Genomic DNA, 15,838 nt, shown 5'->3' on the forward strand with positions numbered 1-15,838 from the left:
GTAAATTTGCGTTGTTTTATACTTAGCAGATTTACTGATGAAAAAAATCTTAGATACCCTCTACTCTACCCGTTTAATGGCTGTTTTATTTTTTGCTTTTGCCATTGCCATGGGAGTTGCCACTTTTATTGAAAACGATTACGGAACACAAACTTCTAAAGCACTAGTCTACAACACTTGGTGGTTTGAATTAATAATGGTGTTTTTTGTTATCAATTTTTTCGGAAATATTTTTAGGTATAGATTGTATAAAAAAGAAAAATGGTCTGTGTTATTATTTCACATATCTTTCCTTTTAATCTTAATTGGTGCGGGTATTACTCGTTACATTAGCTATGAAGGGTTAATGGTTATTGACGAAGGAGAAACAACCAATCAATTCTACTCAGAACATACTTATTTAAATGTAATTATTGATAATAGTGAATTTCAAAAAACCACTGCTAACAAATTACTGTTATCTGCTTGGGGTAAAAACTCAGTAAATTTTAAAGAAAACTTCCAACCTGAAAAAGGAGGTAAAAACCATGAAGTTACTTTTAATTTAGTAGATTATATTCCTTGGTCTGAAACAAAAATGGTTTTAGACGAAAACGGAACAGAACACTTGTTTTTTGTAGAAAGTTCTGACGGAAGTAGACATGAACACTACATTAAAAAAGGAACTATAGAGAACATTCATAACATTTTAGTAGGTTTTGAAGCTCCTAATAAAGAAGCGGCTTCAATTAACTTCTTTTATGAAGGTGGTAGCTTAAAAATGATTTCTAAAAATGATGGTGATTGGTTTAGAATGGCTGATCAAAAGAAAGGCTTAATAGTTAAAGATAGCGCCCAACATTTTCAACTGTTAACACTTCATAACGTAAACGGATTACAATTTGTAGTTCCAAAATCTCCAGAAAAAGGAGAAATAAAAACTGTACGAGGTAAAAAGGATAATCAAAAATATGACACTGTAATTTTTGACGTTACTACAAACGGAGAAACTAAACGTGTTGAGTTTTACGGTGGAAAATTTAACGTTGATAACCAGCAACAATTTAGCATTGGAGATCTAAACTTTAGAGCTTGGTACGGTTCTAAATTGTTACAAACTCCTTTTAGTATAAAACTAAATGACTTTCAATTAGAAAAATACCCTGGTTCGGAAAGCGCTGCTGCTTACGCAAGTGAAATTACCGTAATAGCACCTGATGAAACTTTTGACTATAGAATTTTTATGAATCATATTTTAGATTACGGAGGATATAAGTTTTTCCAATCAAGCTATAAAATTGAAGGTGAACACGAACAAACTCATTTATCTGTAAACCATGATTTTTGGGGAACTTGGATAACCTATATTGGTTACTTTTTATTATTTTTTGGTTTAACCGCTGCTTTATTTGTAAAAGGCACTCGTTTTTATGATCTGAAACAATCATTAGTTAAAATTCGAAATAAAAAAGCCAAATTATCAGTAATCGCTTTATTTATTTCTTTGGCTGGTTTTAGTCAACATAAACAGCACGAACCTAAACAAATTACTGAAGCTCAAATTGACTCTATTTTAATCGCTAACAAAGTAGACAATAAACACGCTGATTTGTTCAGTTCTTTAGTTATTCAAGATGCTGGCGGACGTATGAAACCTGCTCATACCTTTGCTTCGGAATTAGTGAGGAAAGTAGCGCATGTTGATAAATTTAAAGACATGGATCCTAGCCAAATTTTACTTTCTATTACAGAAAACCCAATGCTTTGGCTTAATGTTCCTTTTGTTTATCTAGAGGATGGAAATACACAGGTTAGAGAAATTCTGGGAGTTCCTGAAGATGCTGAATATGCTCGCTTTATCGATTTTTATAATAAAGATGGTTCTTCTAAAATCAGTAAATTAGTTATTGAAGCTGAAAAGAAAAAAATTCAAAACAAATTTGAAAAAGACATTATAAAAATTGAACGCAGAGTTTGGCTGTTATCTCAAGCATTAGGAGGTGGTATGTTACGTATTTATCCTATTCCAAATAATGAAAACAACAAATGGGTATCTCAACCTGAAACACTACAAGCTAATTTTAAAGGAACTGACTCTGTATTTGTACGTCAATCACTACCTGTATATTTGCAATTATTACAAACTTCAAAGAAATCAGGAAATTATACAGAAACCAATAAAGTTTTAGATGGAATTAAGAAGTTTCAACGAAAATTTGGAGCAGAAGTTATTCCTGCAAAAGACAAAATTGCTTTAGAAATAGCTTACAATAAACTAAACATTTTTGTCAAACTTTCTAAATACTACGGTTATGTAAGCTTACTTTTAATTGTTTTTGTTTTCTTACAAATTTTTAATAACAAGCCGTGGGTTAACAATACTGTAAAAACATTAATAGGAATTGTAATTTTCTTATTTATCTTCCACGTATTAGGACTAGCTGCACGTTGGTATATTAGTGGAAATGCTCCATGGAGTAATGCTTATGAGTCTATTATTTTTGTTGGCTTAGCTACTATGCTATTTGGGTTAATTCTTGGAAAAAAATCCTCTTTAACTATTGCCGCAACAACATTTTTAGTTGCCGTTATATTAATGTTTGCTCACCAAAACTGGTTAGACCCTGAAATTGCTAACCTTCAACCGGTTTTAAATTCTTGGTGGTTATATGTTCATGTATCTGTAATTGTTGCTAGTTATGGTCCGTTTGCAATGGGAATGATTTTAGGTATTTTCTCTTTGTTCTTAATCATTTTTACCAATGAAAAGAATAAAAAGAAAATGGACTTACATCTTAAAGAGTTAACTGTTATTAATGAAATGGCTTTAACCGTTGGTTTGGTAATGCTTACCATTGGTAACTTTTTAGGTGGTATGTGGGCAAATGAAAGCTGGGGACGTTATTGGGGATGGGATCCTAAAGAAACTTGGGCTTTAATATCAATCATGGTATATGCTTTTGTATTACACATGCGTTTGATTCCAGGTTTAAGAGGACGTTTTACGTTTAATTTATGGTCAATTATTGCTTTTGCTTCCATAATGATGACATATTTCGGAGTAAATTTTTACTTATCTGGTCTACACTCTTATGCAAGTGGTGATAAAGTAATTACCCCTACTTCAGTATATTATTCTGTAGCTTTTGTTACTATCCTAGGAGTTCTAGCATGGTTACAAAATAAAAAACATTACAAAAAGTAAGTTGATAGGTTTTCTGTTAAAAAAATGTACTTTTGCAAACCGATAAAAAGAAAAGACAATTATGTTCAATAAAAATATAAAATTAGTTTTAGCAGCTCTAATAACAGTATGGTCTGTGTATGAATTTACACAAGGACACATTATGAATGGTATATCAATATTATTACTTGCAGGACTATTTGTTTTATTTTATTTTAAAAATGAGTTTATTCTTTTAGCCTTTTTACAATTACGTAAACAAAACTTTGCAGGAGCTCAAAAGTGGTTGGGATATATTAAAAACCCTGCTGCTGCATTAACTCAAAAACAAGAGGGCTACTATAACTACTTACACGGAATTATGTTATCGCAAACAAACATAACTCAAGCTGAGAAACATTTAAAAAAGGCAGTAAAATTAGGGTTGGCTATGGATCATGATTTGGCCATGGCTAAATTACAATTAGCTGGAATTGCGATGACCAAACGTAGAAAAAGAGAAGCTACAAATTTAATGGCAGAAGCTAAAAAACTAGATAAACACGGAATGTTGAAAGAGCAGATGCAAATGATGAAGCAACAAATGAAGAAGATTTAACACTTCTTTAAGTTTTTTACTTTATATTTTGTAATTTTATCCGCTAACGAAAACATTGATGATTCGAAGTTTATTTTTAAGGGCTTTTGACAAGTACGCTTCACGGTGGATTGTTCTAATTATTGATATAGCTTTAGTTTGTATCTCTTTCATTTTAGCTTACGCAGTGCGTTTTAATGCTAGTTTAAATTTTGATCTTAACAACCTATATTATCAACTTCCTTTTATCGCAACCATCAGTCTTACTAGTTTTTTAATTGTTGGTTCGTACAAAGGAATCATAAGACACACAGGTACAAGAGATGCTTTTAATGTGTTTATTGGTGTAACACTGCTTTCTTCTATAACTGCTTGCATCATACTTTTCAATAATGCGTTGCGTATATTTCCGCACTTTACTATACCAAAATCAATAATAATTATTCATTATTTGATTTCTGTACTTATTTTGGTTGTTAGCCGCTTTGTTTTTAAAGCTTTTTATGAAATTGTTTCTACAGAATTGAAATCTATTACTAATGTTTTAATATATGGTGCTGGAGATTCTGGTTTAATAACCTATGGAGCTTTAAACAGAGATACAAAAAACAAGTATGAAGTTTTAGGTTTTATTGATGATGATCCTAAGAAAGTTGGAAAAAAATTAGACCGAATTAAAATTTACAACGGAAAAAATATTGATAAGAACTTCATTAAAGAAAAACAAATTGATGAAATCATAATTTCTATTCAAAATATTAAATCAGAAAAACTTTTATACCTTACTGATAACTTATTAGCCTTAGGCGTTCAAGTAAAAATTGTTCCTCCTTTATCTAAATGGATTGATGGCGATTTAGAAGCGAACCAAATTCAACAAGTTAGAATTGAAGATTTGCTAGACAGAAAACCAATTTCAATAGACAACCCTATTGTAAAAAGAGAAGTAAATAATAAAGTAATTTTAGTTACTGGAGCAGCAGGTTCTATTGGTTCAGAGATTTCTCGTCAATTAAGTGTTTATAATCATAAACATTTGATTTTGGTAGACCAAGCTGAGTCACCATTGTATGATCTTCAACAAGAATTAATTCAAAAAGAACGAACAAACTTCACCTCAATTGTCGCAGATGTTAGAGATTATAAGAGAATGGACGAAGTTTTTGAAAAATTTAAACCTCAAAAAGTGTTTCATGCTGCTGCTTATAAACATGTTCCTCTTATGGAAATGAGTCCTTACGAAGCTGTAAAAATAAATATTGGAGGGACAAAGAATGTTGCAGATTTATCTATAAAACATAACGTTGATCGTTTTGTAATGGTATCAACTGATAAGGCAGTAAACCCTACCAATGTAATGGGAGCCACAAAACGAGTTGCAGAAATGTATATAAGCTGTTTGAGTAACTCTAATAATAAGCATGCAACAAAATTTACAACGACTCGTTTTGGTAATGTATTAGGTTCCAATGGGTCTGTCATCCCTCTTTTCAAACGTCAAATAGAAAATGGTGGTCCCTTAACCGTTACCCATAAAGATATTACTCGTTATTTTATGACCATACCTGAAGCGTGTAGGTTAGTTTTGGAAGCAGGAACAATGGGGAATGGAGGAGAGATTTATATCTTTGATATGGGAAAATCTGTAAAGATATATGACATCGCAAAAAGAATGATTCATTTATCAGGCTTACAATTTCCTGATGATATTGATATAAAAATAACTGGTTTACGTCCAGGAGAAAAGTTATACGAAGAACTTTTAGCTGATGGAGAGAATACTACTCCAACCTATCATGAAAAAATTATGATTGCTAAAAATCAAAAAATAGATTATGATTTTATCATCAATAAGATTAAAGATTTATGCATTTCTAACCAACAACATGACAATCATAAAACTGTACAACTTATAAAGGAGATAGTTCCTGAATACATATCAAACAATTCTATTTACGAAAAATTAGATACTACTGTCAAAAATTAAATTAGTACTTTCGCAAAAAAATTCAACAATGCAAAGATTCTCAAAAATTGTTTTAACTATTCTAATCCTATCTTTAGCTTCATGTGCCTCTAGAAAAGACATTGTGTATTTTCAGAAAGATGAAGTTGATCCAGCAAAAACAAATACAACATATAAAACTATTTTTAAAGCTGACGATTTACTCCAAATCACTATTTCAGCTTTAGACTTAGAAGCTGTAAAACCATTTAATTTACCTGCTGTAACTTTTGCTACTACAACAGATAGAGCTGTAGGGACTCCACAACAACAAGCTTATTTAATTGATAATAATGGTTTTATAGACTTTCCTGTTCTAGGAAAATTAAAATTAGCAGGACTATCTAGAACTGAAGCTATTGATTTGCTAAAGAGTAAGCTTTCACCTGATTATATTAAAAATCCGACTGTTAATATTAAAATAATTAATTTTTCTATTACAGTATTGGGCGATGTGAAAATGCCTGGGAGGTTTACTATTCCTAATGAACGTATTTCTGTTTTAGAGGCAGTAGGGCTAGCAGGAGACTTAAACATGTCTGGTATTAGAACTATTGAAGTTAAAAGAGAAGAAGGTAATCAAATAAAAAGTTATAAGTTAGATTTACGTTCTAATAAAATTTTCAACTCTCCTGCTTATTATTTACAACAAAATGACGTAGTTTATGTAGAACCAAATAAATCTTCATCTCAAGATGCGGCTTATAATAAGAATACAGGCTTATTTATATCACTAGGTTCTGTTATCATTTCATTAATTTCAATTCTTACAAGATAGTATAGCTATGAGTAACGAACAATATTCTCCACAGTTAGAAGAAAACGATACTATTAACATTAGAGCAGAATTAGAAAAATACTTAATTCACTGGAAATGGTTTATTTTAGGGATAATCCTAACTTTAATAGGGGCTTTTTTATATTTAAGATATAGTACATCTAAATATAATGCATCCACTACCATTTTAATAAAGAACGACAAACAAGGGGGTATCTCAGAAGAACTCGCAGCCTTTGAAGACTTAGGAATTGTAGGAGGGTCTAGTAAAAACATTGATAATGAAATAGAGATTATTAAATCTAGAAAACTTATTAAAAATGTTATAGAAACCTTAAATTTAAATATATCTTATATAACTGAGGGACGAATTAAAGAATCTGAAGTTTATAAAAATGCTCCCATTCAATTTACTGCGATTGATTCTACCTCTGAAATTTTAAATAAAATCGATACCGTGTTTAATGTAGAGATTTTATCTGCTGATAAATTTCGTTTAAAAGACTCTGAGAATAACGTAGTTTCTGAAAATAATTTTGATCAACCTATAATCGACAAGAAGCTTGGTGAATTTAAAATTGAGCAATCTTCCGTATTTGATTTAAATAATATTGGTGATAACATAAAGATTTCAGTTCGTTCAATTACAAAAGTAATAGATAGTTATCAAAATAGAATTAACATATCTCCTGTAAGTAAAAAGTCTAGTGTTTTAAGACTATCATTACAATCTTCCATAAAAGAAAAAGCCGAAGATGTATTGGATGAATTAGTAAAACAATATAACCTTGATGCAATAAACGACAAAAAGGAAGTTTCTGAGAAAACTAGTGGTTTCATTTCAGAACGATTAAATAATGTTGCAATAGAGTTAGGAAGGCTTGATGATAATGTCAAAACTTTTAAAGATAAAAACAACATTACTGATATTGAATCTGAAGCTCAACTAGTTTTACAAACTAATACAGAGAATCGCAAAAAATTAATAGAGGCATCTACAGAATTAAGCTTGGCTAAATCTTTAAATAAAGAATTAGACAAGAATGATTATTTACCAGCTAATTTAGGCTTGTCAGATGCTAATATTGGTAACTCGATTAACGAGTACAATCAGTTAATGGCACAATTAAAACGTTTAGAAAAAAGTGCGGGATCTAAAAACACTGTCCTTATAGACGTACAAGAAAACCTTACTAGCTTAAGAAGTTCTCTAAAAAGAAGCCTAGAAAATACTGTAAACTCTTTGCAAATTAAAGTCAATAGTTTACAGCGAGAAGCCAATCGATTTAACACCAAAATTTCTTCTATTCCATCTAAAGAAAGAGAGTTTTTAGATATTGCAAGACAAAAAGAAATTATAGCAGGTTTGTATTCTTACTTATTAAAAAAGAAAGAAGAAACTGCTATTTCTCTTACAGCAACCGCTGTTCCTAATGCAAAAATTATTGATAAAGCCTATGCTTCTGACATTCCCGTTAGTCCAAAGAAAAAAATTATCTACCTAATAGCATTGCTTCTCGGATTAATAATTCCTTTTATCATAATTTATTTAAGAGATTTATTAGATACTAAAGTACACACGAGAAAAGATATTACAGAGTTAACTTCTATACCTTTCTTAGGTGATATCCCTCATTCTGAAACTAAAGAAAAAATAGTGATTAATGAAGGGGCACGTTCAAGTACTGCTGAAGCTTTTAGGCTCATAAGAACGAACTTGGATTTCATGATGCCAAATAAAGATAAAGATGAAAAAGGGCAAACCATTTTTATCACGTCAACTACTAGTGGAGAAGGAAAATCTTTTGCTTCTATTAATTTAGCTGCATCCTTATCTTTATCAGGTAAGAAAGTTATTTTAGTAGGTATGGATTTAAGAGCTCCTAAAATCACTGAATACTTAGAGCTTCCTGATAGAAAAGGAATTACCAATTATCTTACTAGTAATATAGAATTAGATTCATTGAAGTTTTCAATAGAAGAAATTCCTGATTTAGACATAATCTCTTCAGGAACGATTCCGCCTAACCCTGCTGAATTACTGATGAATAATAAAATAGAATTGTTATTCAAGACCTTGGAAGCTAAATATGATTACGTTATAATCGACACCGCTCCTGTAAGTTTAGTAACCGATACTTTACTGATTGCAAAGTACTCAGATATTGTACTATATGTTAGTAGAGCAAACTACTTGGATAAACGCATGCTAATAATTCCTGAAACTCTTTACAGAGATAAAAAACTTAAAAATTTAGCTATTATTTTAAATGACACCGACTTAAAACGCGGCTATGGCTATGGCTATGGATATGGATATGGCTATGGCTATGGAGTAGGTCAAGGAGGCAACAGACCTTGGTATAAAAGGATATTTAGTTAGCACTAATTAAACATTAATTTACGACATAAAAAAAGGAAGCTTAAAAGCTTCCTTTTTTTATGCAAACATTTTATTGTTATCTAATAATTTTTCAATTTGTTTTTTTGTTTTAACCGTTCCGATTTTCTGTAATAGGTTTAAATGATTATGGTGATGCGTGTCTGTACCAACAAAATCATACATTCCTTCATTTAATAATTTTTGCGCAGTCTTTTGTACTCCTTTCCCATATTGTTCCGTTAAGGATAAAAGATTTAACTGGAAAACACAGCCAGATTTCTTTAATTTATAAAAGTTTTGAAAATCATTATGGTAAAAATTATACCTTTCAGGATGTGCTAAAACAGGTTTATACCCTTTCAATTGTATTTCAAATAGTATATCATATAAATTATAGGGTGCGTTGAAATATGACATTTCTACGAGTATGTAATTATCTTTAAGAACTAAAATATCATCAGCTTTGAGTCTTTCTACAAAACGTTCATCCATCATATATTCTGCCGCAGCTCTTATTGAAACATCGTCAAATTTCTTCTCTTTTAAAGCTCTTTTTACTTCTTCTAACTTATTTTTTATAATTTCAGTTGAGTTAGGGTAAACATCTCCTAAAACATGCGGGGTTGTGACAAAATTCTTAATTCCATAGGAATGCATTTTTGATATTAATGAAATAGTATGTGCTATATCCTTGGCTCCATCATCAATTCCTGGTAGTAAATGTGAATGAATATCTACAAACCCATCAGGAAAAACATCTTTTAAAGGAATTTCTTTTTTTTTGAAAAAAAACATAATAAGGTAAAATATTTATATTCTACAAATTTAAACTAATAAACTTACTATACGATAACAAACTTTATTCCTTTTTGTTTAAAACAATTAAACAATTGTCATTTAATTTTGATAATATATATTTGACTCATAAAAAACACTGTATGATTTTAATTGCCGATGGTGGCTCTACCAAAGCTGATTGGATTGCTCTGGGTAGTGCTAAAGAAGAACTTTTTAGAACTACTACACTTGGTTTAAACCCTTCTGTACTCACAGAACAAGAAATGCTTAGCACCATTAATAATGCTGATGATTTATTAAAAGTACAAAACGATGCCTTAGAAGTTCATTTTTACGGAGCTGGTTGTGGAAGTCCTACAGCAGCAAAAAGTTTACAACACATTTTAAAATTAATATTTAAAAAAGCCACTGTTTTTGTTTCTGAAGATACTCTAGCAGCTGTTTATGCAAGTGCTGGTAATACTCCTGGTATTGTCTGTATCTTAGGAACAGGCTCTAACAGTTGTTTTTATGATGGTAAAAGTATCATTACAACAGCCCCTTCATTAGGCTACACTATTATGGATGAAGCAAGTGGTAATTATTTTGGCAAAACACTATTACGTGATTTTTACTATAATAAAATGCCTGAAAAAATGGCTTCAGCATTCAAAACTTCTTTTGATCTTGATCCTGATGTTGTGAAAATGAATTTGTACAAAAACCCTTATCCAAATATGTACTTAGCTTCTTTCGCTAAATTTATGCTAAAATACAAGCACGAAAAATATGTTAGAAAAATAATCAAAAAAGGAATTCAAGAGTTTTTTAAGTATCGCATTCTTCCTTTTAAAAAGGATAAGCAAACTCCTATTTATTTTATTGGATCAATTGCTTATTATTTTCAAGACATTTTAGACAATGTTGCCTCAAAAAACAACTTATCTATTGCTAAAGTAATTAAACGCCCTATTGATAATTTAGTGGACTTCCACCGAAACAGTTCTTTTTTAAAATAATGCTACAGCTCTTTCTAGAGCCATTCCTCTAGAACCTTTTACTAAAATTGTCCTATTATTTATTGGATTGTTTTTTATGTACGCTTCAAATTCATAAAAATTCTTAAACTTTTTATGTTCCGTAAGTGTGTTGTAAAAGTTTTCTCCGATAAAAAAAGCCTGCTCTAAGCCCAATTTCTCTGTCAGATTAACGATGTTCTGATGCTCTTTTGAGCTGTATTCTCCTAACTCAAACATATCTCCTAGAATTATTGTTTTATTGTTAGTTTGTAGTTTACTGAAACTCTCCAAAGCAGCTTCCATACTTGTTGGATTAGCATTGTAAGCATCTAAAATTATTTTATTAGCATCGGTGTGTATTACTTGAGATCTGTTATTGGACGGAACATAACTTTCAATTGCCTTCTTTATTCGTTCTAAGGGTACTTTAAAGTAATTACCAATGGTGATAGCTGCTGAGATATTCGAAAAATTATACGCTCCAATTAAACTACTTAATATCATTGTTTTTTTATACGAAAGCTTTACAAAGGGATTTGCTTCTGTAAAGTTTATACTTTCTTCAAAAGAAATTGTTTCTATCCCTATTGTTTTTGCTACTTGCTTTGCATCTTTAGGATTTACAAAAACTTTTTTACCGTGTGCTCTTAAAAAATCATATAATTCTGATTTGGCTTTAACGACTCCTTCAAGAGAACCAAAACCTTCTAAATGGGCACTTCCGAAATTTGTTATGTATCCATAATCTGGATTTGCTATTTTTGATAAAAGCTCAATCTCTTTTGCATGATTTGCTCCCATCTCAATTATTCCTATCTCTGTTGTGTTATTCATTGACAATAAAGTCAATGGTACTCCAATATGATTATTTAGGTTTCCTTTAGTAGCAGTTGTATTATACGTTGTTGAAAGAACAGCATTTATTAATTCTTTTGTTGTTGTTTTACCGTTACTTCCTGTTAAAGCAATTATAGGAACCTGCAATTGATTCCTGTGATAATTTGCTAGTTCTTGAAGTGTTTCTAAAACATTTTTAACTAGAATCTGCTTTTTTGAAGTTTTATACTCAGCTTCATCAATTACTGCATAGCTGGCTCCTTTATTGATAGCTTCATCAGCAAACTTATTCCCATTAAATTGTTCACCTTTTAAAGCAAAAAAAAGTGTATTCTTTCTAATATTTCTAGTATCTGTATCTACTAAACCATGAGTGATATACAGTTCGTATAAATCTTCTATCTTCATATTGTAAAAATAAAAAACCTCATTGAGATACAATGAGGTTCTAATATAATTTTAAGTTCAATTATTATTTCACTTTATCTGGTATAGCGGTTTTTCTTTTGTTTAAAACCATTGGTCCCATTTTATCAGTAGCACATCTAAATCCAATGTAATTTGTTGCCATATATTCTGGGAAATACCTTCTCTGTGCTGGGTCTAACCAGTACTCTCTATCTGCCCAAGAACCACCTTTGTATACTCTAGACTTATCACTAATTAACGTTGTTCTTCTCTTATCATCGTATTTATAGTTATTAATAACATTTCCTAAAGTATCTATCTCTGCTTCTGGTTTTTGAGGAGAATTATACATTCTTGTCGAACGATCTAATTGATCTTTATCCAATCCATAAAACTTAGAAGAAGCTTGATCTCCATCACCTAAACTCGAATTGTTCGCTAAGTTATAGTTTCTTCTCATATAAGTATCTTCTTTTGTAATAGGAATATACTTAACACTTCCTGGTAAATCTTTAGGTACTATTCGACCATTTTCTAAAGTATCGTACTGAACTTCTCCATCACCTACTATAACAACTTTACCATCTTCATTAATTAGCTTTTTAGTAAAGATATTACCTCTAAAGTAGTTAAAGTCATTTGCTTCTGAATCTATAATTGGTCGATAAACATCTTGTACCCATTCTGAAACATTACCAGACATATCATATAGTCCAAATGCATTAGGAGGGTAACTTCTTACCGCATTTGGGATATCCGATCCATCACTACTCCATCCTGCAATACCACTATAATCCCCTTTTCCTTGTTTAAAGTTGGCTAACTGATCTCCTCTTCTTCTCTTATCTCGATCACGAGTATATTTTCCACTCCAAGCATATTTCTTTCTACCTCTAATGTTGTTATATTCACGATTTTCAAAAATAGCTTTTGCAGCATATTCCCACTCAACCTCTGTTGGCAGTCTAAATTTTTGAGATAAAATACCATCTGAAGAGGTAACTTGTCTACCTGTAAAAGTTCCTTTAGCTGGTTTTGGTTCTCCTTTTACTCTTGGTACAGGAATTCCTTTTTTATAGATTGTTGAATCTCCATCGAAAATAGCGTATGGATCTGTTAAATAAGTGTCCGTATCAAAATTGTTTTCGCCTTTAAAGCTTACAGAATCTTCTTTAAATATATTTTTGATAACTCCTTTGTCCATTAAAATTTTTAAGTTCACAGCATTTGTACGCCATTTACAATACTTGTTTGCCTGTATCCAACTAACACCTACCACAGGATATTCTGCATAAGATGGATGTCTTAAATAACTTTCTGACAACAAATTAGTATTCCCCAATCCTTTTCTCCAAACTAATGTATCTGGTAAAATAGATGGATAAATATTTTTAAACTGAGGATCTTCTGGAGAGAATACATCTTTGGTGTATTGCATGAATAGTCCGTATTCAGCATTAGTTACCTCTGTTTCGTCCATGTAAAAAGTACGAACGTGCATTTTTTGAGGGGTTGTATTCCAATCAAACATAACATCATCTTGTACCAATCCCATAGTAAAGGTACCTCCTTCAATATGTACCATTCCCGGAGGAACATTTTTTCCTTCTTTGTACTCTCCCTTCAAATAACCTCCATAATTAGGATCATTAAAGTTCCAACCAGTTAATGAAGATTTACTCGACCCACCTCCATTACTCTTACAAGAAGTAATTAATAAACCAGTGATCGCTAATAAACTAAATAATTTCAACGTACTTTTCATGTATTTTTAACTGTTTTTTAAGGGTGTCGCAATTTACAATATTTCTAATTCCTTACAACTAATTTATCTATAAATTCGTATTTAGTTACCTTGTCTATGCAAGATTACAAACGACAGTTTTTATACTTTAGTATTACGAATCTAAGAAAAAGATTAAAATGTAGACTATTAAATTTTAATATTTAACGGTAAAAATAATTTCTTTTTAATTCTAACAATGTCGTATAATATTATCTCCGTAATATCGTTACCTTATTAAACTAATAGATAAACTTTTAGATTTTGTATTACCAAAAGTTTAAAAAAAGCTATTAATTACTAACTCCCCCAAAAAATTATATATTTGCTAAACAATTAATCAAATTTTACATGAAAAAATTATCTATCGTATTATTTTTTGTGTGCTTTACCCTTCAAAATAAAGCGCAAGCCCAAACATCAATAAATACCACGGCAATGCCCTTTTTATTGATTACACCTGATGCTCGTGCTGGTGGTATGGGAGATATTGGAGTTGCTACATCGTCAGATGCCTTTTCCATCTTTCACAACCCTGCAAAAACTGCATTTAATCAAAACAGAATAAGCATAGGACTTAACTATACGCCTTGGCTTAGAAACTTAACGGACGATATTTTTGTTGGTGGAGGTTCGTATGTTAATAGATATAGTGAAAAATCAGCTTGGGGAGTTGATTTAAAGTATTTTTCTCTTGGAGAAGTGAATTTAACAACTACAGATGGTGATCCTAACGGAACAGAAAACCCTAATGAATTGGCTATTACTGGTATATATTCATTAAAGTTGAGTGAAACTTTTTCTATGGGAATTGGCTTAAAGTACATTCATTCTAATTACAAAATAAGAAGCAATGATTCTAATCTTGAAGCCGTGAATTCTTTTGCTGTTGACGTTTCTGGTTATTACCAATCTAAAGAAGAAAACTTTGGAAGCTTTAACGGACGTTACCGATTAGGTTTTAACATCGCCAATATTGGTCCGAAAGTTGAATACAGCCCTGGAGTTCCAAACTTTATCCCGACCAATGCTAAAATCGGTGGTGGTTTTGACTTTATATTTGATGATAGAAATATTTTGGGGCTTAACTTAGAATTCACAAAACTATTGGTTCCTTCTAGTCCTAATTCTGAAAGAGGTTGGTTCGAAGGAATGTTTACTTCTTTAGGGGATAGAAGTTTTAGTGAGGAATTACAAGAAACAACTTGGGCCTTAGGTGCTGAATACTTATACAACAATGCCTTTGCTGTAAGAGCTGGTTATTTTCATGAAAGTGAAGAAAAAGGACAACGTCAGTATTTTACTTTAGGTACAGGATTTACTGCAAGAGCTTTTACTTTAGATTTATCTTATCTAATAAATACAGCAGCTGTTAACAACCCGTTAGAAAATACATTGCGTTTTTCTTTATCCTTTGATTTAGGAGAACTATATGAAGTATATTAAAAAATAGTATTTTTTTTATAAATTCGTATTCAGAATACAAAAGCAGTCTTACCGGCTGCTTTTTTTGACTAATTTATTTACGATGAAGAAAATAGATATTACCACTACAGCCACTTTATACAATAATGTTTCACAGTTGTCAACTGAGGATGCTCTTTTAATGGAAAAAGCTGTTGAAGCAAGGCAAAAAGCTTATGCTCCCTACTCTAAATTTAATGTGGGTGCAGCAGTGCTACTTGATAACGGAAAAATTATTTTAGGAAATAATCAAGAAAGTGCTGCCTACCCTTCTGGTATGTGCGCTGAGCGTGTTGCTATTTGGAAAGCAGCTTCTGAATTTCCAAACATGAGAGTACAAAAAATAGCCATAACAGCAGCATCTGAAAACGCAACAGTAAACAAACCTGTTGGTCCTTGTGGTGCATGCCGCCAAACATTATCAGAATATGAAATAAATCAACAGCACTCTATTGAGATAATTTTTATGGGAGAAGTTGGTCAAATTATAAAAACCGAATCACTACTTTCTTTATTACCATTTTCCTTTGACAGTTCCTATTTATAACCCCCAAGCATAAGAATCATAAAAAAAGCTCACTTGTGTTTATAAAAAAACAAAAGCTCCTTTATTTTTTAAGAATATCGTAATTCTAAAAAAATGA

Annotated in this window: 11 protein-coding genes; 8 read left to right on the plus strand and 3 right to left on the minus strand. The window is 31.1% G+C overall.

Features of this window, described 5'->3' with window-relative positions; genetic code table 11:
- Positions 1 to 37: 37 nt before the first annotated feature.
- From ccsA to V1T75_RS11930, 5 genes are all read left to right on the plus strand, one after another.
- A complete protein-coding gene (gene ccsA / locus V1T75_RS11910) occupies positions 38 to 3,184 on the plus strand; it encodes a cytochrome c biogenesis protein CcsA (RefSeq protein WP_330488748.1) in 3,147 nt (1,048 codons plus the stop codon).
- A 61-nt stretch (positions 3,185 to 3,245) separates the two neighbouring features.
- The gene (locus V1T75_RS11915; RefSeq protein WP_330488749.1) at positions 3,246 to 3,761 is read left to right on the plus strand and encodes a DUF2892 domain-containing protein; all 516 of its coding nucleotides are present in this window, start codon (positions 3,246 to 3,248) and stop codon (positions 3,759 to 3,761) included.
- Between the two features lie 58 nt (positions 3,762 to 3,819).
- The gene (locus tag V1T75_RS11920) at positions 3,820 to 5,727 is read left to right on the plus strand and encodes a polysaccharide biosynthesis protein (protein WP_330488750.1); all 1,908 of its coding nucleotides are present in this window, start codon (positions 3,820 to 3,822) and stop codon (positions 5,725 to 5,727) included.
- A gap of 28 nt (positions 5,728 to 5,755) precedes the next feature.
- Positions 5,756 to 6,523 (plus strand): polysaccharide biosynthesis/export family protein, encoded by a 768-nt coding sequence (locus tag V1T75_RS11925; protein WP_330488751.1) that lies wholly within the window; start codon positions 5,756 to 5,758, stop codon positions 6,521 to 6,523.
- Between the two features lie 7 nt (positions 6,524 to 6,530).
- Positions 6,531 to 8,906, plus strand: coding sequence for a GumC family protein (locus tag V1T75_RS11930; RefSeq protein ID WP_330488752.1), 2,376 nt, complete (start codon positions 6,531 to 6,533; stop codon positions 8,904 to 8,906).
- A gap of 57 nt (positions 8,907 to 8,963) precedes the next feature.
- Here V1T75_RS11930 and V1T75_RS11935 read toward each other — a convergent pair whose 3' ends face one another.
- A complete protein-coding gene (locus V1T75_RS11935; RefSeq protein WP_330488753.1) occupies positions 8,964 to 9,701 on the minus strand; it encodes a tyrosine-protein phosphatase in 738 nt (245 codons plus the stop codon).
- Positions 9,702 to 9,844: 143 nt separating this feature from the next.
- On the opposite strand from V1T75_RS11935, the gene V1T75_RS11940 reads away from it, so the two are divergent.
- Positions 9,845 to 10,702: an N-acetylglucosamine kinase gene (locus V1T75_RS11940; RefSeq protein ID WP_330488754.1), complete on the plus strand. Its 858-nt coding sequence runs from the start codon at positions 9,845 to 9,847 to the stop codon at positions 10,700 to 10,702.
- Here the strand turns inward: V1T75_RS11940 and V1T75_RS11945 are convergent.
- Together V1T75_RS11945 and gldJ are read right to left on the minus strand one after the other, a co-directional pair.
- A complete protein-coding gene (locus V1T75_RS11945) occupies positions 10,694 to 11,947 on the minus strand; it encodes a UDP-N-acetylmuramoyl-tripeptide--D-alanyl-D-alanine ligase (RefSeq protein WP_330488755.1) in 1,254 nt (417 codons plus the stop codon). The genes V1T75_RS11940 and V1T75_RS11945 overlap by 9 nt on opposite strands.
- A gap of 64 nt (positions 11,948 to 12,011) precedes the next feature.
- The gene (gene gldJ, locus V1T75_RS11950) at positions 12,012 to 13,712 is read right to left on the minus strand and encodes a gliding motility lipoprotein GldJ (protein ID WP_330488756.1); all 1,701 of its coding nucleotides are present in this window, start codon (positions 13,710 to 13,712) and stop codon (positions 12,012 to 12,014) included.
- Between the two features lie 369 nt (positions 13,713 to 14,081).
- Here gldJ and porV point away from each other — a divergent pair, with 369 nt between their 5' ends.
- On the plus strand, positions 14,082 to 15,176 hold the full coding sequence (gene porV, locus V1T75_RS11955) for a type IX secretion system outer membrane channel protein PorV (protein WP_330488757.1): 1,095 nt from the start codon (positions 14,082 to 14,084) through the stop codon (positions 15,174 to 15,176).
- 82 nt (positions 15,177 to 15,258) lie between these two features.
- Positions 15,259 to 15,741, plus strand: a complete 483-nt coding sequence (gene cdd, locus V1T75_RS11960) for a cytidine deaminase (RefSeq protein WP_330488758.1) — start codon at positions 15,259 to 15,261, stop codon at positions 15,739 to 15,741.
- The last annotated feature ends 97 nt before the right edge of the window (positions 15,742 to 15,838 follow it).

Origin of the sequence: Tenacibaculum sp. FZY0031 (assembly GCF_036350695.1) — a bacterium.
In the GTDB taxonomy this organism is placed as follows: Bacteria; Bacteroidota; Bacteroidia; order Flavobacteriales; family Flavobacteriaceae; genus Polaribacter.